Origin of the sequence: Caballeronia sp. EK, from assembly GCF_014384845.1 — a bacterium.
Lineage (GTDB): Bacteria > Pseudomonadota > Gammaproteobacteria > Burkholderiales > Burkholderiaceae > Caballeronia > Caballeronia jiangsuensis.
Window position 1 is genome coordinate 479,510 of record NZ_JACSUE010000001.1, and the last position, 19,086, is coordinate 498,595.

Here is a 19,086-nt window from a genome sequence, read left to right on the forward strand (position 1 = left end):
TTGAAATCCTGAAGGGACATATGTCTAACGAACTTTTTAACCTTGAAGGGAAGAGCGCTGTCGTGACTGGCGCGGGGCGTGGCCTTGGCGCGGACATCGCTTCTTTGCTCGCACAATCCGGCGCGCACGTCTATCTGCTCAGCAAGGATGCGCGAGAACTGGATGAAGTCGCCGCTCGCATCCACCGAAACGGTGGCGCGTGCACACCTGTCGTATGCGACCTCCTGAAAGACGATCAACTGGAGCGGGCGTTCAGCGAACTTCCCCGACTGGACATCCTCGTCAACAACGCGGGCACCAACGTCCCTGCGCGACTCGCAGACGTCAAGACTTCAGATCTGGATTTCGTGATCGGCCTGAACGTCAGAGCGACATTCCTGGCGACACGAGCGGCCGTTCGCAAGATGCTCGAAGGTGAAGCAACCGACGACCGCGCCATCATCAACATATCGTCGCAGATGGGGCATGTAGGCGCGCCCGATCGATCCGTGTACTGCATGACGAAGCACGCGATGGAAGGGCTGACGAAAGCAGCCGCAGTCGAGCTTGCACCGAGGATACGCGTGAACTCGGTGGCGCCTACGTTCGTCGATACACCGATGACGCAGCCGTTCTTCGAGAACGAGCAGTTCAAGCGCTGGGTCTTCGACCGCATCCCGATGGGCCGTCTGCTCTCGAGCGATCACGTCGCTGCGGCGGTGCTGTATCTCGCGTCTCCTGCCGCATCGATGATCACCGGAACGAGTTTGCGTATCGACGGAGGATGGACGGCGCAGTAGATCAGTCAAACGCGAAACGGGACAGCGCCTCCTTATCGAAGTCGAACCCTGTGCCTGGCCGATCTGGAATCTCGATCAGGCCGTCTTTGACAGGAAACGGCGCCTCCAGGATCGGGTCGACCCAGTCCTGCCATTCGAGCCAATGGGCTGTTTCGGTAACCCGCAGAAGGTGCGCGGAGGCCTCCGGATACAGATGACTCGAAACGTCGATGCCCAATGCGCCCGCAATGGGTACCGAGCGAAGCCAGCCCGATACGCCGCCGATGCGCATCATGTCCGGCATCATGAAGGTTCCTGCCTTCGCCGTGACCGCACGCGACAGCGCACGCGGCCCGTAGAAATTCTCACCGAGGCAGAGCGGGGTCTTGAGCCTGGCCGCCAGGTCCGAGTAGCCGTCGATGTTGTCGTAGGCGATGGGCTCTTCGAACCAGTAGAGCCCGAAATCGTCCAGTTCATGGCAGCGGCGCACTGCATCTCCGAATCTCATGCCCTGATTGAAATCGACCATGAGTTTGATGTCGCCGCCCACGGCATGGCGGACCGCTTCGATGGCGTCGATATCCTTCTGCAATCGATCGCGCCCGAGCCGGAGCTTGATTGCCCCAAAGCCTCCTTCGGCGATCAGGGCAAGCGCTTCGTCGGCCAGCTTGCCGGTATCGGTGAGCCACAATGCGTTGCTGTTATAAGCGGGCACCGTGCCGATGTCGCCGCCCAGCAATCGCGCCAGCGGGAGCTTCACGGCTTTCGCCAACGCGTCCCAGGCCGCCATATCCAGGCCTGCGATGGCGATCATCGCAAGACCTTCGTAACCGACCAGACTCAAAGACTTGCGCTCGGCCTGAAAATCGGACAAAGGCGCGATGCGCTTACCTTTCTTATTGGCCGCCAGGTCGCTCATGATCGATACGATGTACTTCATCGAATGAGCGAGATACGGTTCGAGATAGCTGCATCCGCTTACGCCTTCGTTGGTCCTGAGCGTGATGGCGACGACCGGCCAGTCCGAGAAGCTTCCGACCTTCGACACGATTGGTCGCTTCAACGGGATCAGCACGGGCTGTAACTCGAGCGAGTGAAAGGTCAAATGCTCCAGTGGCTTCATGTCGTCCTCCATGCTGATATCTTTTTGGCGGGCTTATACCGATGCGAGGCTAATCCGCAGGCGCGTATTGCATTTCCCCGTTGCCGAACGACCAGTTCTCTCGTGCGACCTCGACCAGACTGATCCAGACATCTTCCTTTCGCAGACCCGTCTTCGAGGAAATGCCGTTGGCGATGGCAGCGTAGAACGCCTTCTTCACATCGATCGAACGACCGATATTCCAGGTGATCTGGATGAAGACAATCAACGGAGAGTAGGAGATGCCGAGATAGCCATCGGCCGGATAGACGAGTTCGTCAGCGTCGTGTCGGGTGACGATCTGAAACTTGTCGTTGGCGGGGACGCCGGCGATCGAGGTCATCGCCTCGTAGACGGTGTCGCTGACAGCCTGAACGACGGCGGGTGCCGCGGCTTTCGAAAGATCGATTCGGACGAGTGGCATAGTGGCCTCAAAACAAGAGTGCGTGATAACGCCCACTAGGCTAGACTCAATCGATGCTTTCCTAAAGCGAATATTCAGACTGCTTTGAATGACGGAATGGAATAATGATCGAGGAACTGAAGTCTTTCGTGACGGTGGTGGAGGAAGCCTCTCTGACGCGTGCCGCACAAAAGCTGTGCGTGACGCAGTCGGCGGTATCGAAGCGCATCCAGCGACTGGAAGATGTGCTCGGCGCGCAACTGCTCGACCGCAATTCCAAACCTCCCCGTGCAACTGCACTTGCGCATCGTATTCACGAGCATGCCGTGCCATTGCTCGCTGCCTTCGACCGGCTGATGAATGTCACCCGGGAAGACGGAGATCCTTCGGGAAAGCTGCGTTTTGGTTTGCCACAGGGTATCGCCGATATCGTCCTGTTCGATGCGCTGACCGCGCTCGGCGATGCATTTCCGGCGCTCGACGTGACACTCAAGTCGGACTGGAGTCCCGGTCTGCTTCGTCTGCTCGACGCGGGCGAACTGGATGCCGCCGCAATTCTGAGTCCGAAGGGCAGACAACCCGCCGACGCATACGTGCGCCGACGCGTCTCGACCATCGAACTGGTCGTCGTGCAAAGTAAAAGGCGTCCGCTGGTTTCGAGTCGGGCGACACTCCCCACCATCGCGGACGGTGGATGGATCCTGAACCCGGAAGGATGCGGTTATCGGGCGGCGCTGCAACACGCAGTCGAAGCGGCCGGCTACGCGTTGCGCGTCAAAGCGGATACGCACGGCAGCGAAATGCAATTGCAGCTCATCGCCTCAGGCTTGGGATTGGGTCTGGTTCCGCGAAGTGTGCTGACTCATAGTGCGTGGCAGCGGCGGCTCGAAGTCGTGAAGGTCGCACGCTTCGCGCCTCAGCTAGACGTTTGGCTTTTGCATCCGCCTCATCTCGGGAATCTCAGCCGCGCGGTGGCGCGCCTCGGAGACAGGATGGAAGCGTCGTTCAAGTCTTGAGGCCTCCGTCCCGAGTCTCCAAACGTTTCAAAGCGTCGGCATATGCAGATGGTGCGGATCGCCCATCATGTCGGCGACGCGCCTTAGCGCCTCGCGGCAATCTTCCCGGTTCTGAGGTCCGCCAAGGCACAAGCGCAGCGCATTCGGTGGATTCCCGTCTGCGGAAAATGCGGCACCGGCCACCGCGCCGATGCCTTGAGTCCGCAACTGGAGAGCCAGTTCCGGCGCACTCCAGTCACACATCGAAGGCACGGGCAGCCAGAGATGAAACCCGTGCGGGTCGGCGTCGAACGCGAGGCCTCGAAGCTCGTCCGACGCAATCGCCTGTCGGGCCGATGCCTCTTCGCGAATAGCGTCGAGCACGTCTGATGCCGTACCGTCGTTGACCCATTGGGTCGCGAGAAGGACGGTGAAAGGACTCGGCATGACCGTGGTCGCACGCAATGCGCCCGCGATCCGCTGCGTCTGCCGCAGCGTCGGCGCTTTGAGATATGCCACGCGCAACCCCGCACCCAGCGTCTTCGATAAACCCGTCACGTGATACGTCAGTTCGGGCGCGAGTTCCGCGAGCGTGGCGGGCGCATCGAGAGGCAACATGCCGTAAGGCTCATCTTCGATGATCGGCACGTTGTAACGCAAGGCCACATCGGCGAGGGCTTCGCGCCGCTGCCGTGTCAATGTCAATGTGCTCGGATTCTGCAGCGTCGGATTGCAGTAGAACGCTCCCGGCTTCTCCGTCTTGCACAACGCTTCGAACGCATGCGGCAACGGCCCTTCGTCATCGCGGGCGAGGGCCTGCAAGCGCACGCCCAGTTGCGAAGCAATCGCCTTGATCCCGGGATAAGCGAGCGAATCCAGACAGATGATCTCGCCCGGCCGCGCAAGCTGCGACACCAGCGCAACGAGCGCGCCATGAATGCCCGGACAAACGAGCACGTTATCGACATCGCAATCCGCAACGCGCTTCCGAAGCCATTCGCGTCCCGCCGCGCGATCCGCCGCCGTACCGCCGAAATCCTGGTAACGCAACAACTGGAACGGATCGGCACGCTCCATCAGGCTCGCCGCCGACGCGCGCAGTCGCGCTGCCACGAGCGGCGGTTCGGGCGGCATGTTCATCGACATCTCGACGCTGCCGCCCCCGGCGAGCGGCAAGGTCTGCGTCCTGCCGCGCGCGAAGGTTCCGCTGCCCGCGCGCGCATCGAGCAGGCCGCGCTTGCGCGCTTCCGCGTACGCACGCGCGACCGTCGTGTAGTTGAGGCTGAGCAGGTCGGCGAGATCGCGCAGACCGGGCAATCGATCGCGCGGCCGCAATCGTCCGGTCGCAAGGTCCTCTTCGATCAGATCGGGAATCGTCAGATAAGCGGGCTTTCTACTCTCTTCGAGCTTTCTGATCCAGTGATGCGCCGGCTGATTCATGACCGCGATGTCCTCGGCAAAGGTTCGATTCACCTTAGCATGACAAATCAATCAAAAGAAAAGAGATCGCATGCGCTGATCGCAGTTGATTGCATTGATCGCTTTTATGCACGGCTTCGGTGTGCTACGCACCACGCAAAGGATCGGCTGCGCTGAAAGTGTGCGCGCATCGCTCGTGCAAGGCTCCCGCCCATGACAGCGAAAGGCCGCCCGGATTGGCTTGGACGAAAATTTTTCGCGTCGCGCATGCAAGTTCGTTTTGCTTGATTGCAAAGTGATTGCATTTTACGGGCCAATCATTGGCATATCCGTTGCGTTTGAGCGTTCGCCGTCGCGATGAAACGAGACGGTAGAGACGTGAACCCAACATCGGAGAATGCCATGCCCGCAGTCAATCAACCGCTTCACAAGAACGGCGACTATCTGGTCGACTACGAAGAGAAAGTATTCGAAGACGTGAAGGCCGAACCTGGCGAAAAAGCGCTCGTCACGTTTCATACGGTTGCATTCGAAGGCTCGATCGGCTTCGTGAATCTGCTGCAAGCCACGCGTCTGCAACGCAAGGGCTTCGACACTTCCGTGCTGCTCTACGGACCGGGCGTGACGCTCGGCCTCCAACGCGGCTTCCCGACGCTCGGCGACGAAGCATTCCCCGGCCATCTCAACTTCAACAAGCAACTGCAGAAGTTCATGGCCGAAGGCGGGAAGGTCTACGCATGCCGCTTCGCATTGCAGGCTCTGTACGGACACGGCGAGGCGTCGCTCATCGAAGGCATTCGTCCGATCAACCCGCTCGATGTGCTCGATCTCCAGCTGCTTCATCGCAAGGAGAACGCGCTCGTCATTCATACGTGGACCGTGTGACGATCATGGCCGATGACCTGACGACCAAGCGCGTCGTGCGCGCCGCCGCCGTGCAGATCGCGCCGGATTTCGAGCGCCCGAACGGCACGCTCGACCGCGTCTGCACGGCCATCGATGAAGCCGCCGCGAAAGGCGTGCAGCTGATCGTGTTTCCCGAGACCTTCGTGCCGTATTACCCGTACTTCTCGTTCGTGCGCGCACCGGTTGCCTCGGGCGCGGATCACATGAAGCTCTACGAACAGGCAGTTGTCGTGCCGGGTCCGGTCACGCAGGCAGTCGCGGAACACGCGCGGCTCGCGAACATGGTGGTCGTACTCGGCGTGAACGAGCGCGATCACGGCAGCCTCTACAACACGCAGCTCATCTTCGATACCGACGGCCGCCTGCTGCTCAAGCGCCGCAAGATCACGCCGACCTTCCACGAACGGATGATCTGGGGACAAGGCGATGCCGCGGGGCTGAAGGTCGCCGAGACGCGCGTCGGACGTGTGGGCGCGCTGGCGTGCTGGGAGCACTACAACCCGCTCGCGCGCTACGCGCTGATGACGCAGCATGAAGAGATTCATTGCAGCCAGTTTCCCGGCTCGCTGGTCGGCCCGATCTTCGCGGAGCAGATCGAAGTGACGATCCGGCATCACGCGCTGGAGTCGGGCTGCTTCGTCGTCAATGCGACAGGCTGGCTGACCGATGCGCAGATCGAAGCCATCACGCCCGATCCGAACCTGCAACGCGCGTTGCGCGGCGGCTGCAACACGGCGATCGTCTCGCCCGAAGGCCAGCATCTGGCCGAGCCGCTGCGCGAAGGCGAAGGCATGGTGATCGCCGATCTCGACATGTCGCTCATCACCAAGCGCAAACGCATGATGGATTCGGTCGGCCACTACGCGCGGCCCGAGCTGCTGAGTCTCGCGATCAACGACCGGCCCGCCACGCCCGTCACTTCTTTCAAGGACACCTACGACGATGAGCGCAAGAGAGAACCTGCCGGCGTCGAGCCGGCAATTGATGACTGAGCTTCAGTCGAGCGGCCTGCGGCTGGTCGATCCGCGCGCCGGTGTGTCCAGCCGGCGCGGCGGCGCGGGACCATCCGATCACAAGGCGGTCACCGTCGATGGCGTGACCATCATGGTGCCCGTGCACACGAGCACGGCATGGGATTCGCCGTTCGTCGCGGGCCAGCCGGACGCGAACGGCAACAGCCCGCTGATGCGCAACACGATCCCGATCGCGAGCATCAGCTTTCCGAAGGCGCCGCGTTTCTACGCGATGCAGACACTCGACGGCGTGCCGTATTCGCACATCGCGACGCTGCACAGCGCCGATGTGCTCGCGACGACCGTGCTGCAAACCTGCATCCGTTACGAAAGCCGCCGCAAGTCGTGCAAGTTCTGCGCGATCGGGCAGTCGCTCGCGGCGGGACGCACCATCGCGCGCAAGACACCGGAGCAGCTCGCCGAGGTGGCGCGCGCCGCCGTGTTGCTCGACGGCGTCAAGCACATGGTGCTGACCACCGGCACGCCGCCGACGCCCGATCGCGGCGCGCAGATTCTCTGTGAGAGCGCGTTCGCGATCAGGGCAGCCGTCGATCTGCCGATCCAGGCGCAGTGCGAGCCGCCCGATGACGACCGCTGGTTCGAGCGCATGAAGGCGAGCGGCATCGACACGCTCGGCATGCATCTCGAAGCGGTGACGCCCGCGGTGCGCGAGCGCATCATGCCGGGCAAGGCGAGCGTGCCGGTGTCGCGCTACATGGAAGCCTTCGAGGCGGCGGTCGCGGTGTTCGGGCGCGGTCAGGTGAGCACGTACATCCTCGCGGGACTCGGCGACAGCGCGGACGCCATCGTCGACATGGCGCGCGATCTGATTGCGCTCGGCGTGTATCCGTTCGTCGTGCCGTTCGTGCCGATCAGCGGGACGCCGCTCGAAGATCATCCCGCGCCCACACCCGATTTCATGCGCTCGGTGCTCGCGCCGATCGGCGCGATGCTCGCGCAGGCGAACATGCGTTCCGCCGATATCAAGGCGGGCTGCGGCAAATGCGGCGCGTGCTCGTCGCTTTCTTCGTACGAGGTGTGACATGTTCGTCGAAGCCATCGAGGGCGATGCGTTCGAGCTCGACTACACGCCGGTCGAATACCGCGTGAAGTGGGCGACGCTGCCGTGGGAAGAAGATGAAGCGTACAAGCTGCGGCGCGCGGTGTTCTGCATCGAGCAGGGCGTGTTCGTCGGCGACGATCGCGACGAGATCGATGAGCGCGCGCAACTGCTGGTCGCGCTGAGTTGCGTCGCAGGCATGCCGGAGCAGGTGGTCGGCACGGTGCGCATCCACGAGACGGAGCCGGGCGTGTGGTTCGGCTCGCGGCTCGCGGTGCATGCGGCCTTCCGCTCGCACGGCAAGATCGGCTCGACGCTCATCCGGCTCGCGGTATCGAGCGCGCATGCGCTGGGCTGCGAGACTTTTCTCGCGCATGTGCAGGCGCAGAACGTGCCGCTCTTTCGCCGTCTGCGCTGGGACACGCAGCAGGAGGAAACGCTCTTCGGCCGCCCACATCATCTGATGCGCGCGCAACTCGACGCGTACCCGCCGTGCATCACGCCGCAAAGCGGTTTCGTCGCGCTGGCGCGGAGGCTGCCGTGAACGCGCTCGCCGGACTCGTCGAACGCCTGCGCGAGAGTCGCGGCTTTCGTCACAAGCGCGATATCTCGCATGTGCTTTCGCGTCTTCCTTCGAACGCGCAATCCGTGGCGATCGGCGATGACTGCGCCGCGATCCCCGATGGCGATGGTTATCTGCTCTTCGCGATCGAAGGCATGGTGAGCGATTTCGTTCATTCGATGCCGTGGTTCGCAGGCTACAGCGGCGTCATGGTGAACGTGAGCGACATCTACGCGATGGGCGGCCGCCCGCTCGCCGTCGTCGATGCGCTGTGGAGCGGCAGCGCGGACGCCGCCAGCGAAGTGCTCGCCGGCATGGCGGCGGCATCGGAGGTGTATGGCGTGCCTGTGGTCGGCGGGCACAGCAACGTGCGCAGCGACGGCGCGCAACTCGCGGTCGCGATCGTCGGGCGAGCGCGCAAGCTGCTGACCAGTTTCGATGCGCGCCCCGGCGATGCGCTCGTGATGGCCGTCGATCTGCGCGGCAGGTTCGAGGAGCCGTATCCGTTCTGGAACGCATCGGTGGGATCGCCCGAAGGCCGCGCTCGCGCCGATTTCGAACTGTTGCCCGCACTCGCCGAAGACGGTCTGTGCGATGCCGCGAAGGACATCAGCATGGCGGGCGCGCTCGGCACCGCATTGATGCTGCTCGAATGCTCGGAGGTTGGCGCGCGCATCGATCTCGATGCATTGCCGTGTCCCGCCGATGTCGATATCGAACGCTGGCTCACGGTATTTCCGAGCTTCGGCTTCGTGCTTTCAGTGCGTCGCGAGCATGTCGGCGAGGTGCTGGCGCGTTTCGCCGGGCGCGATCTCGCGAGCGCGGTGATCGGTGAAGTCGATGATTCGCGCGAAGTGGTCGTAACGCAAGGCAATGAGGCCGCCTTGCTGTGGAACTTTCGCGAGGAACCGTTCATATGTGCGCGATGAACCCATAACGGAGGCTCGGACATGCCTGTCATGCACTTTCGAATTCGCTGGCCGGATGGCGTCGAAGCGAATTGCTATTCGCCCTCGACGGTCGTCGGCGAATACTTCGCGGCGGGCGAGAGCTATGCCGTCGGCGACTTCGTCGCGCGCTCGCGCGAGGCCCTCAGCATCGGCTCCGAGCGCGTGCGCGAGAAGTACGGCTTCGCGTGCTCCGCGGCGTTCGATCAGCTTGCACGTATCGAAGAGGACGCGCGACGGTTCAGCGAGGCGCACGATGCGCGCGTGACCGTGCTCGCGCTCGATTGACCCATTTGTCGAAGAGGAAGCGGATATGTCGAACATCGAATCCACTCAGGCCGCGCCGGAGCATGTCGGCGTGATCGTCATCGGCGGCGGCCAGGCCGGACTCTCGGTCAGCTACTTTCTGCAACAGGCGAATATCGGGCATCTCGTGCTCGAAAAGCACAGCGTCACGCACACGTGGCGCACTCAGCGCTGGGACACGTTCTGTCTCGTCACGCCCAACTGGCAATGCGCGCTGCCGGGCCATCCATACGATGGCCCGGACCCGCACGGCTTCATGAAGAAGGACGAGATCATCGCCTATCTCGATGCGTTCATCGCCAAGGTGAACGCGCCGGTGCTCGAAGGCGCGGCAGTCACGCGGGTAACACGTGACGCCAATGGCGGCTACGTCGTGCAAAGCACGCGCGGAACGTTTGCGGCCGATCAGCTGGTCGTCGCGTCGGGCGGCTATCACACGCCGATCGTGCCGCGCATGGCGGAGCGCCTGCCGCAGAGCATCGTGCAGATGCAGTCGTCGGAATACCGCAACGCCGACGCGCTGCCACCCGGCGCGGTGCTCGTCGTCGGCTCGGGGCAGTCGGGCGCGCAGATCGCGGAAGATCTGCACCTGTCGGGCCGCAAGGTGCATCTCGCGGTCGGCGAGGCGCCGCGTTGCGCGCGCTTCTATCGGGGCCGCGATGTCGTCGACTGGCTGGCCGACATGCGCTACTACGACATGCCGGTGACCGATCATCCGCTGCGCGAAGGCGTGCGCGACAACACCAATCACTATGTGACGGGCCGAGACGGCGGACGCGATATCGACCTGCGCCGCTTCGCGTCCGAAGGCATGGAACTGTTCGGGCGGCTTGAGGACTTCCGCGATGGAAAACTGCGCTTTGCCCCGAACCTGCGCGCCAACCTCGACGACGCCGACGACACGTATAACCGCATCAACGCGAGCATCGACGGTTTCATCGAGAAGCATGGTATCGATGCGCCGGCTGCCGCGCGGTACGAGCCGCTGTGGCATCCGCCGGGCGAACGCGCGGAACTCGATCTGCAGGCGAGCGGCATCACGTCCATCGTGTGGTGCATCGGCTTCACGCCGGACTTCGCCTGGCTCGACGCGCCGGTGTTCAACGGGCGCGGATATCCGGCGCATATGCGCGGCGTGACGGCCGTTCCGGGCATCTATTTCGTCGGTCTCCCGTGGCTGCATACGTGGGGCTCGGGACGCTTCTCCGGCGTCGCGCGCGACGCGCAGTACATCGTCGACGCGATCTGCGCGGAGCGTTCGAACGTGCCCGATCATGTATCGATTGCGTGTGCGTGAAGAAGCATGATGCCTCGCCACGACGACACTTACCGCGCCGGCATGCCGCAACTCAACTACGCGGGCCTGTCCGAAAACTGGCTGCTCAAGGAATGCGGCGACCGGCACTGGGGCGCACTCGCGCAAGCCACCGGCAGCGACTTCGTCGCCGATGAAGGCACGCGCGCCTATGCCGCGTTCACGTCGATCCGGCTGCGCGCGCACGGCATGCACGAGGTGCGCGAGAACGACGCGTTGCGCATTCGCACGGAGCTTGCGCGGATCGGCGCGGCGCGCCATGTCAGCGAGCATCGCGTGGAGCGTGAACATGGCGCGATCGCCTCGCTGTCGATGATGTCCACGTTCGTGCGGCGCACCGAGGCGCGCAACAACCGCTCGGTCGCGCGCGCGAGTTTTGCGAAAATGAAGGGCGACATTGCGCCGATGAACGCGGCGATCACCGACATGCAGGAGGCCGCGCGCGAACTGCGTCTGCGCGAAGCGGGGCCGCGCATCGCCGAAATGGGCGTGCGCGCGGCGGACTGCGCGCCGGTCGAATTTCTGCCGTGCCCTTACAACGATTTCAACGGCGCGGACTTCCTCTATTTCGCGAGCTTCCAGGGCTTCGTCGATCGCGCCGAATGGCAGACCTGGCGTCTCGCGGATACCCCCGCGCTCGTTTCGCGCGAACTGCACTATCACGGCAACATCGATGTCGGCGAGCGCTTGCGGCTGACGTTCCGGTGCGCGTTCGTCGACGAGACGCGCGTCGCGCACTGGTGCGAGATCGAACGCACGAGCGACGGCAGGAAGATCGCCGATGTCCTCACGCACAAAGCACGGAGGCGCGCATGAGCCGTCCGCGACGCGTTCCATTGAAGCCGCTCTACACGTCGGCGGATCTCGACGGCATCGGGCATCTCGGTTCGCAACCCGGCGCGCAACCATTCGTGCGCGGACCGTATGCGTCGATGTACACGTCGAGGCCCTGGACCATTCGCCAGTACGCCGGTTATGCGGACGCCGCGGATTCGAATCTCGCGTTTCGCAAGGCGCTCGCACATGGGGCGCAAGGCTTGTCCGTGGCCTTCGATCTGCCGACGCAGCTCGGCTACGATTCCACCGATCACGAAGCACGCGCGGACGTCGGCCTTGCAGGCGTGGCGATCGATACGGTCGAAGACATGGCGCGTCTTTTCGAAGGCATCGCGCTCGATCGCGTGTCCGTCTCGATGACGATGAACGGCGCGGTGCTGCCGGTGCTCGCCGCTTTCATCGTCGCGGCCGAAGAGCGCGGCATTGCGAGGGATTCGCTCTCGGGCACGGTGCAGAACGACATTCTCAAGGAATTCATGGTGCGCAATACGTATGTGTTCGCACCGGAGCCTTCGATGCGCATCGTCGCGGATGTCGCGCAGTTTCTGCATGATCACATGCCGCGCTTCAAGGCGCTTTCCGTGTCGGGCTATCACTTTCAGGAAGCGGGCGCGGATGCTTCGCTGGAACTTGCGCTCACGTTTGCGAATGCCCGCGAATATCTTCGCGCGTTGCGTGCGCGCGGTCTGGAGGCCGATGCCGTTTGCGAGCAACTGAGCTTTTTCTTCGGCACCGGAACGGACTTTTATACAGAGATCGCGAAGCTGCGCGCCGCGCGCCTGCTGTGGTCGGAAATCGCGGCGCAAGAGGGTGCGAGCACGCCGAAAAGCCGTGCGCTGCGCATGCACTGCCAGACTTCGGGCTGGTCGCTCAGCCCGACGCGCACGCATAACAACATCGTGCGCACGACCGTCGAGGCGATGGCGGCGGTGTTCGGCGGCACGCAGTCGCTGCACACGAATGCGCATGACGAGGCGCTCGCGCTGCCGTCCGCATCGGCGTCGCAACTTGCACGCGACACGCAACTGATCCTTCAGCACGAATTGGGCTTGTGCGACGTGATCGATCCGTGGGCCGGCTCGTACATGATGGAATCGCTGACGGCCGATCTTGCCGGGCGGGCGCGCGAAATGATCGATGAAATCGAGGCGGGCGGCGGCGCGCGCGAGGCGATTCGCACGGGCTGGGTTCGGGAGCAGATTCACGCAAGCGCGGCAGCGACGCAGGCGCGCATCGATACGGGCGAACAGATGATCGTCGGCACTAACGCCTTTCCGGCAATCGAGGCCGATGACGATGTTCCCGAATGCGTCGCGATCGATGGAGAGCGCGTGCGCGTGCAACAGTCGCGCAGAATCTCCGACGTCAAGCACCGACGCGACGAATATCGCGTGAGCACCACGCTCGCGGCATTGACTCGCGCCGCACACGACGATGCCGGCAACCTGCTTGCACTGACGATCGACTGCATGCGCGCGCGGGCGACAGTGGGTGAGTGTACGCGTGCCCTTGAAGCAGTTTGGCCACGCTATGTGCAGCCATCGGACGTTACGTCGAATGCGTATGGAACACAATGCGCAGAGGACGAGGCATGGCACGCGGCGAGCGCACAGGTTGCGCGACTCGCGCAGAAGCTGGGCAGAGAGCCGCGCCTGCTGATGGCGAAACTCGGACTCGACGGACACGATCGCGGCGCGAATGTGGTGGCGGCGGCGCTGAAGAACGCGGGCTTCGATGTTGCGATGAGCGGCCTGTTTGCTTCGCCGACGCGTGCAGCGAGATTTGCAGCGGACGAAAGGTGCGACGTAATCGGCATTTCGTCGCTTGCGGGAGCGCACGAAAGTCTGGTGCTTCAATTCATGGGCGAGCTTGGAGAAAGAGACGTATGTGCGCCGGTCGTCGTCGGCGGGATCGTGCCGGATAATGACGCGCTTTCGCTACGGAACATGGGCGTGGCGGAAATCTTCGGACCGGGGACAACCGTACACGAGATCGTCGCGCGGCTCGTGCGGCTGATCGAAACGAGCCGCTTCGATGTGTCGGCCCGGCCAGGACGCGTCACTGATCTAGACCGGGAGCGCTACGGGTGACTCAGGTCCGCTGCACGGTGGTCCCTACTGCCTGACGCCGGGCGCCGACCGACCGTGCGATGGCTGTTCCGATCGCGAGCACTAAAAGACATGCGGTAGGAACAAGCATCGGCGCAGTGTGGCTCTCGCTGATCTTGCCGACATAGGGCATGAGGTTTTGGCCGAAGAAACCTCCAAGATTTCCGATGCAGTTGATGGCCGCAACGCTCGCTGCGGCTCGGGCACCCGAGAAGAAGCGCGGCGGAAGCGACCAGAAGCACGGATACAGCAAAGGAATACACGCCCCGCCCAGGCACAGAGCAATGAAGCGAAGGGAAACGGTTGGCAATACCAGGCTCGAAGCGAAGCAGACGACTCCAACGCCCGCAACGACGGTCATCGCTCGAAGGACAACGCGCTCTCGTTTGAGCTTGCCCGGCAGCCACAGCAGGAGCAAGGCCGCCAGTGCCCACGGAATCATGTTGAGCAGACCGTTGACCGTCGACGAGACGCCATAGCTTTTCACCAGCGTAGGCATCCAGTAGGTCACGCCATAAAGTGACGTCGACATCAGCATGTAGGTCGCAGCGAACATGAGAACCTTGGGGTCGATGAATGCAGCCCAGGGATGCGACGCCTTCGCCTCGGTAGGCGCCTCCCTTTGAAAAGCCGCCAGTACAATCTCCTTCTCCGCCTGCGAGAGGAATGGCGCGACTTGCACCGAGTTCGGAAGATACTTCAGCGCGACAAAGGCGATGAGGATGGCCGGAATGCCGGTTGCGATGAACACCCACTGCCAGCCCTGCAAATCCCACGTGCCGCCGAGCGAAAGCAGCAGTCCACCGACAAGCGACCCCAGCATGTTGGCCAGTGCGCTACCCAGGGTGAAGAACCCGAGCACCCGCGTTCGATAGCTCTGCGGGAACCATTGCGTGAGGTAGTAGATGACGCCAGGATAGAAGCCGGCCTCAGCTACGCCGAGGGCGAACCTGTAAAAGTAAAACAGGGGCAGCGACTTCGTAAAGGCGAGCAGGACAGTGATGATGCCCCACGTAATCATGATTCGCGCCAGCCATGTACGCGCCCCAAAGCGGTGGAGCGCCAAAGTGCTTGGCACCTCGAACAGCAGATAACCGATGAAAAACAGTGATGCGCCAAAACCGTAGGCCGCCTCGGTCATCCCCAGCGCCTGCACCATTTCAAGCTTTGCGAATCCGACATTTTGCCGGTCGATGAACGCGATGAGGAACATCACGATGAGCAGCGGCATGAGTCGCCACGCCATCTTTCTCATCACGTGCTGTTCAGAAATCGGAATCGAATCCATGTACCCCCCAGAAATGTCGCCTGCAACACTGGTCCCTCGCGGAGATGGCCGGTAGCATCCAGTGCAAGATATAAACATATATATCTTTATATCTCTGGATGACGTCGGTGAACTATGAGGTGTTACCCGAACGATGCAGGGAGCAGCCGGAGCGCGAACATAAGTCGGTCAGGCGCAAAAGGGCACGCGCGGGTTGCGCGAAAAGCCGGGAGAACGTTGTCTGTCAAGGAGCCCGCGCTCGGGCGGGCTAGAGAGGGAGGGTTACCGGATTTCTACCTGATATTGGAACCCTGTCGCGGCACCTCGCGTTGTGCGCCATTCAATCGGCGTTCCGGCGAAGTCCAGCGCCACTCGATTGACCATAATGACGGGGCTGCCGACGTCAACGTGAAGTGCCGCCGCATCCTCTTGATTGGCCTGTTCGACGGTCAGGGTTTCAGTAGCCGATGCCACTATCTGCCGGCAAGCCCGCTCATAGAGGGGATACATGAGGTTCCCGAAGTCGTCGAGCGGAAGGGTCGCCAACGCATCGAAGCGGGGTCGGGCGAGCCAGATTTCCTCGCGCAGAACCGGTTTCGAATCGATGAGGCGCACTCGGGACAGGTGGATGCTCTTTTCAGTCGGCTCCATTTGGAGCGCATCGCGGATCGCCTTAGTCGGCTTCACGATCTCACGCTTCAAAACTCGGCCGATCGGCTGGACTGCTTGGCCTTCCGCCGATTTGAACCGAAAGAAGCGAAAAAGGGATGAATCGAACCGCGGACGACGCACGAACGTTCCTTTCCCTTGCGTGCGCGTGACGACGCCTTCCGCTACGAGCAGTTCGATGGCTTTGCGTAGCGTACCGATCGAGACGACATAGGCCTCGCAAAGGTCGGCCTCGGTCGGCAGCGCCTGCTCGGGCGTCCATTCCCCATTGGCGATTCGACGCACGAGGTCGTCGCGGATCAGCTGATAGCGCGGAAGCCGTAGGTCGGCGTTAGCGTGGAAGGAGGCCGTGTTCATGATTCATATAGTTAACCACAACTCTAGCTCTCCGTGTGGATTCAGGACGAGTCCGCACCATTCAACTCACGATTGGTTGCTTTCGGGTTTACGACCGTCGCTTGCGCGTCGCAGGTCTTCGGACTTTTTTGCCCTTGGGTGAGACGGAGCGCTGGCTGGCATCCTTCGGCAAGCGCCGAGGATCGCCAAGGAGTTCGACCAGCCGTGTCTCGCATTCGGAAAACGAGTATCCGCGCCGCTGCGAGACCACAAAGGTGAGGGGGCGCATGTGCCATGCGCGCCGTTGAAGTTCGACAAGGCTTCCATTCACGAGGTCTTCCGCGACGATGTGATGCGGCATGTGCCCCCAGCACAGGCTTCCCTTTAGCAGATCGTGCTTCGCGCCGAGGTCATTCACTCGCCACTGGCGTTCGCTCGCAACCCCCTGTTGTGTCTTTTCTGCATCGGGCTGATTGTCGGTTACGACGAGCTGGATGTGCCGGCCAAATTCCTCCCGCGGGATCGGCCCCGCGATTGCGGCCAGCGGATGCGATGGCGCACAGACGGTCACCATGCGCGCTTCACATAAATGCTGCCTTTCTATGGTGCCTGGGCTCAACTCCGGCACGTCGGTGATCGTCACTGCCAATGCGCACGTGCCTTCGAGAACCAGACGCTCGCCGCCTTGCATCGTCGTCATGCGCAGATTGATTGCAACCGTCGGAAAGTCGGCCTGCAGGGTACGCAGGCATTCGATCAAATGCGCACGCGCAAAATAGGTATCCACGGCAACCGAGACCTGTGGAACCCCGGCCTCGGCAATCGACGCCGCGCGCATCTTCATTTCCTCGGTGCGTGAGATCACCCCGCGCGCATCGGGCAAGAGGCTGCGGCCCGCGGCCGAGAGCGTCGCTTTCCGAGTATTGCGCTCGAACAGCACCACGTCAAAGGCGCTCTCGAGCGCGTTGATCGCGTGACTGATCGCCGACTGTGCACGTCTCAGCTCCCGTGCAGCCCCGGAAAAGCTTCCTTGGTCGCACACGGCGACGAAGGCGCGAAGTTGATTGATGGTGACGTTGTCGAGCATGGATAGATATCTAAAAATTAGATGGCACTTATAGATATTCAGTCAATTGGCTTCATGAAACAAGAGTCTCAGAATGGTGTTTGTCACTTTTGTTTCGAAGGAAGCACGACATGAACAGACTGAATGGAAAGACCGCTGTGATCACCGGCGGCGCTACCGGCATCGGCCGCGCCGCGGCAAAGCGCTTCATCGAGGAGGGCGCCTTCGTCTTCATCTTCGGCCGCCGGCAGGAAGCGCTCGACGCCGCTTTGGCCGACCTTGGGCCCAATGCCCGCGCGGTGAAGGGCTCGGTCTCGGATCCGGCCGACCTGGATCGACTCTACGCGGCGGTGAAGGCCGAGCGCGGAACTCTCGACATCGTCTTCGCCAATGCAGGAGCGGGAAGCCAGCTTCGGCTGGGCGAGATCACCGCCGGGCACATTGACGAAACCTTCGACACCAATGTGAAGGGTTCGATCTTCACGGTCCAGCAGGCGCTGCCGCTAATGGGCGAGGGCGGTTCGATCATCCTGACCGGATCGAGCGCCGGCACCACGGGCGCCCCGGGAATGAGCGCCTATAGCGCGAGCAAGGCGGCAGTGCGCAACCTCGCGCGGACCTGGGCGGAGGACCTGAAGGGGACCGGCATCCGCGTAAATGTGCTGTCGCCCGGAGCGACGGCCACCGAACTCGCGAAGGAGGCGCTGGGCGAGGAAGGCCAGAAGGTTTTCGCTTCGATGACGCCGCTTCAGCGGATGGCCGATCCGGCGGAGATCGGAGCGGTGGCCGCCTTTCTCGCGTCGCCGGACAGCAGCTTCATGACCGCCAGCGAGGTCGCCGTCGACGGCGGCCTTGCGCAACTCTGACACGCCGCGCCCTGCCGGTCACTCCATTCGATACTCGCGGCCCGCAGGGCGTTGCAAACCAAAGGAGATTAAATGAGCTACGCAATCATTGGTTTCGGCAAGATCGGCCAGGCGCTTGCCAAGGCGTTTGCCCGAAGCGGCATCGAAGTATGCGTCGCGACCACTCGCGACCCGGAAAGCTTTGCCTCCGCCGCGGCTGCCATCGGACCCACGATCGTTCCAACGAAACTGGCTGAAGCGGTCAAGGCGGACATTGTCTTCCTGGCTGTCCGGTTCGAGTCGCACCAGGATGTCGCGAAGGCGTTGCCGAGCTGGCAGGGGAAGACCATCGTCGATGTGACCAATGCATACGGCGTGTCCCCCGAGAAGCTGGGAGGACAAGCTTCGTCCAGGTTCGTCGCGCAGGCCTTCGCTGGTGGAAGGCTGGTCAAGGGCTTCAATCATCTGGCCGCCGCGGTCCTCGCGCAAGACCCGGCCGTACATGGTGGGAGGCGAGTCGTGTTCCTGGCGAGCGACGATGACGGCGCCGCAGCGGAGATTGGTGCGCTTGCGGAAAATCTCGGTTTCTCGCCGATCGAACTTGGCGGACTTTCGGAAGGCGGACTGCTCGTGCAGGGGCGCGGAAACAGCTGGGGTCAACTGATCTTCAAGGACCTGGTCAAGTTCGACTGATGAAATGGAGAGATTTCGATGAGCACTGAAGAGAATGTCCGGATCGTGAAGGACTTTTTTGCAGCAATCGGTCGCGGCGATGAGCAAGCTCTGCTGGCGTTGGCTGCCGAAGATATCGAGTGGATCATTCCGGGCGAGGATTGGCCGCTGGCTGGCACGCATCGCGGGCACGCGGCATTGGCGAACGTGCTTCAGAAGGCTTCGAACGAGGTGGACATGACATACCCGGAGCCCCCCGAATTCGTGGCGCAGGGAGACCGGGTTCTGGTCATCGGCGTCGCTACGGGCAAAATCAAAGCGACGAACAAGACGTTCAAGGACGATTGGGTCTTCGCCATTACCGTTAGAAATGGCAGGCTCGCGAACATCCGGGAATATATCGATACGCAAGCCCTCGCACGGGCCAGCGAGACGGACACGACCCCTGGATCCTGACCCGG

The 19,086-nt window shown here is 62.4% G+C and carries 20 protein-coding genes; 14 read left to right on the plus strand and 6 right to left on the minus strand.

The window, feature by feature from the left end; translation table 11 throughout:
- Window positions 1-20 precede the first annotated feature (20 nt).
- On the plus strand, window positions 21-779 hold the full coding sequence (locus IAG25_RS02080) for an SDR family NAD(P)-dependent oxidoreductase (RefSeq protein WP_187603292.1): 759 nt from the start codon (window positions 21-23) through the stop codon (window positions 777-779).
- Between the two features lies 1 nt (window position 780).
- On the opposite strand, the gene IAG25_RS02085 is transcribed toward IAG25_RS02080, so the two are convergent.
- Window positions 781-1,881, minus strand: coding sequence for an enolase C-terminal domain-like protein (locus IAG25_RS02085; RefSeq protein ID WP_187603293.1), 1,101 nt, complete (start codon window positions 1,879-1,881; stop codon window positions 781-783).
- A 49-nt stretch (window positions 1,882-1,930) separates the two neighbouring features.
- Window positions 1,931-2,323, minus strand: a complete 393-nt coding sequence (locus tag IAG25_RS02090) for a tautomerase family protein (RefSeq protein ID WP_187603710.1) — start codon at window positions 2,321-2,323, stop codon at window positions 1,931-1,933.
- A 104-nt stretch (window positions 2,324-2,427) separates the two neighbouring features.
- Here IAG25_RS02090 and IAG25_RS02095 point away from each other — a divergent pair, with 104 nt between their 5' ends.
- A complete protein-coding gene (locus IAG25_RS02095; protein ID WP_187603294.1) occupies window positions 2,428-3,318 on the plus strand; it encodes a LysR family transcriptional regulator in 891 nt (296 codons plus the stop codon).
- 27 nt (window positions 3,319-3,345) lie between these two features.
- Here the strand turns inward: IAG25_RS02095 and IAG25_RS02100 are convergent, their stop codons facing one another.
- Window positions 3,346-4,737, minus strand: coding sequence for an aminotransferase-like domain-containing protein (locus IAG25_RS02100; RefSeq protein ID WP_187603295.1), 1,392 nt, complete (start codon window positions 4,735-4,737; stop codon window positions 3,346-3,348).
- 381 nt (window positions 4,738-5,118) lie between these two features.
- Here IAG25_RS02100 and IAG25_RS02105 point away from each other — a divergent pair, with 381 nt between their 5' ends.
- From IAG25_RS02105 to scpA, 9 genes are read left to right on the plus strand one after another with little or no spacing between them, the layout of a single operon-like run.
- Window positions 5,119-5,601 carry an MSMEG_0572/Sll0783 family nitrogen starvation response protein gene (locus IAG25_RS02105; RefSeq protein ID WP_016348771.1) on the plus strand — a complete coding sequence of 161 codons (483 nt, stop codon included), beginning with the start codon at window positions 5,119-5,121 and terminating at the stop codon, window positions 5,599-5,601.
- Between the two features lie 5 nt (window positions 5,602-5,606).
- On the plus strand, window positions 5,607-6,614 hold the full coding sequence (locus tag IAG25_RS02110; RefSeq protein WP_187603296.1) for a Nit6803 family nitrilase: 1,008 nt from the start codon (window positions 5,607-5,609) through the stop codon (window positions 6,612-6,614).
- Window positions 6,607-7,677, plus strand: a complete 1,071-nt coding sequence (locus tag IAG25_RS02115) for an MSMEG_0568 family radical SAM protein (protein ID WP_187603711.1) — start codon at window positions 6,607-6,609, stop codon at window positions 7,675-7,677. Before IAG25_RS02110 ends, IAG25_RS02115 begins: the two co-directional genes overlap by 8 nt.
- A gap of 1 nt (window position 7,678) precedes the next feature.
- Window positions 7,679-8,239, plus strand: coding sequence for an MSMEG_0567/Sll0786 family nitrogen starvation N-acetyltransferase (locus IAG25_RS02120; protein ID WP_187603297.1), 561 nt, complete (start codon window positions 7,679-7,681; stop codon window positions 8,237-8,239).
- Window positions 8,236-9,186, plus strand: coding sequence for a sll0787 family AIR synthase-like protein (locus IAG25_RS02125; protein WP_187603298.1), 951 nt, complete (start codon window positions 8,236-8,238; stop codon window positions 9,184-9,186). Before IAG25_RS02120 ends, IAG25_RS02125 begins: the two co-directional genes overlap by 4 nt.
- Window positions 9,187-9,207: 21 nt before the next feature.
- Window positions 9,208-9,492, plus strand: a complete 285-nt coding sequence (locus IAG25_RS02130) for an MSMEG_0570 family nitrogen starvation response protein (RefSeq protein ID WP_187603299.1) — start codon at window positions 9,208-9,210, stop codon at window positions 9,490-9,492.
- Window positions 9,493-9,517: 25 nt separating this feature from the next.
- Window positions 9,518-10,807, plus strand: a complete 1,290-nt coding sequence (locus IAG25_RS02135) for an MSMEG_0569 family flavin-dependent oxidoreductase (RefSeq protein WP_187603300.1) — start codon at window positions 9,518-9,520, stop codon at window positions 10,805-10,807.
- Between the two features lie 9 nt (window positions 10,808-10,816).
- The gene (locus IAG25_RS41315; RefSeq protein WP_255503516.1) at window positions 10,817-11,641 is read left to right on the plus strand and encodes a Pnap_2097 family protein; all 825 of its coding nucleotides are present in this window, start codon (window positions 10,817-10,819) and stop codon (window positions 11,639-11,641) included.
- Window positions 11,638-13,752, plus strand: a complete 2,115-nt coding sequence (gene scpA, locus IAG25_RS02140; protein ID WP_255503470.1) for a methylmalonyl-CoA mutase — start codon at window positions 11,638-11,640, stop codon at window positions 13,750-13,752. Before IAG25_RS41315 ends, scpA begins: the two co-directional genes overlap by 4 nt.
- Before the next feature lies 1 nt (window position 13,753).
- On the opposite strand, the gene IAG25_RS02145 is transcribed toward scpA, so the two are convergent.
- The 3 genes from IAG25_RS02145 to IAG25_RS02155 all read right to left on the minus strand — a co-directional run bounded on the left by IAG25_RS02145 (window position 13,754) and on the right by IAG25_RS02155 (window position 17,129).
- Complete coding sequence (locus IAG25_RS02145; protein ID WP_250487708.1) at window positions 13,754-15,058, minus strand: MFS transporter; 1,305 nt, start codon at window positions 15,056-15,058, stop codon at window positions 13,754-13,756.
- Between the two features lie 261 nt (window positions 15,059-15,319).
- Window positions 15,320-16,063 carry a GntR family transcriptional regulator gene (locus tag IAG25_RS02150; protein WP_187603302.1) on the minus strand — a complete coding sequence of 248 codons (744 nt, stop codon included), beginning with the start codon at window positions 16,061-16,063 and terminating at the stop codon, window positions 15,320-15,322.
- Between the two features lie 88 nt (window positions 16,064-16,151).
- Window positions 16,152-17,129, minus strand: coding sequence for a LysR family transcriptional regulator (locus tag IAG25_RS02155; protein ID WP_187603303.1), 978 nt, complete (start codon window positions 17,127-17,129; stop codon window positions 16,152-16,154).
- Window positions 17,130-17,239: 110 nt separating this feature from the next.
- On the opposite strand from IAG25_RS02155, the gene IAG25_RS02160 reads away from it, so the two are divergent.
- The 3 genes from IAG25_RS02160 to IAG25_RS02170 all read left to right on the plus strand — a co-directional run bounded on the left by IAG25_RS02160 (window position 17,240) and on the right by IAG25_RS02170 (window position 19,081).
- Window positions 17,240-17,974 (plus strand): SDR family NAD(P)-dependent oxidoreductase, encoded by a 735-nt coding sequence (locus IAG25_RS02160; RefSeq protein WP_187603304.1) that lies wholly within the window; start codon window positions 17,240-17,242, stop codon window positions 17,972-17,974.
- Between the two features lie 72 nt (window positions 17,975-18,046).
- A complete protein-coding gene (locus tag IAG25_RS02165) occupies window positions 18,047-18,646 on the plus strand; it encodes an NADPH-dependent F420 reductase (protein ID WP_187603305.1) in 600 nt (199 codons plus the stop codon).
- Between the two features lie 18 nt (window positions 18,647-18,664).
- Window positions 18,665-19,081, plus strand: coding sequence for a nuclear transport factor 2 family protein (locus tag IAG25_RS02170; protein WP_187603306.1), 417 nt, complete (start codon window positions 18,665-18,667; stop codon window positions 19,079-19,081).
- The last annotated feature ends 5 nt before the right edge of the window (window positions 19,082-19,086 follow it).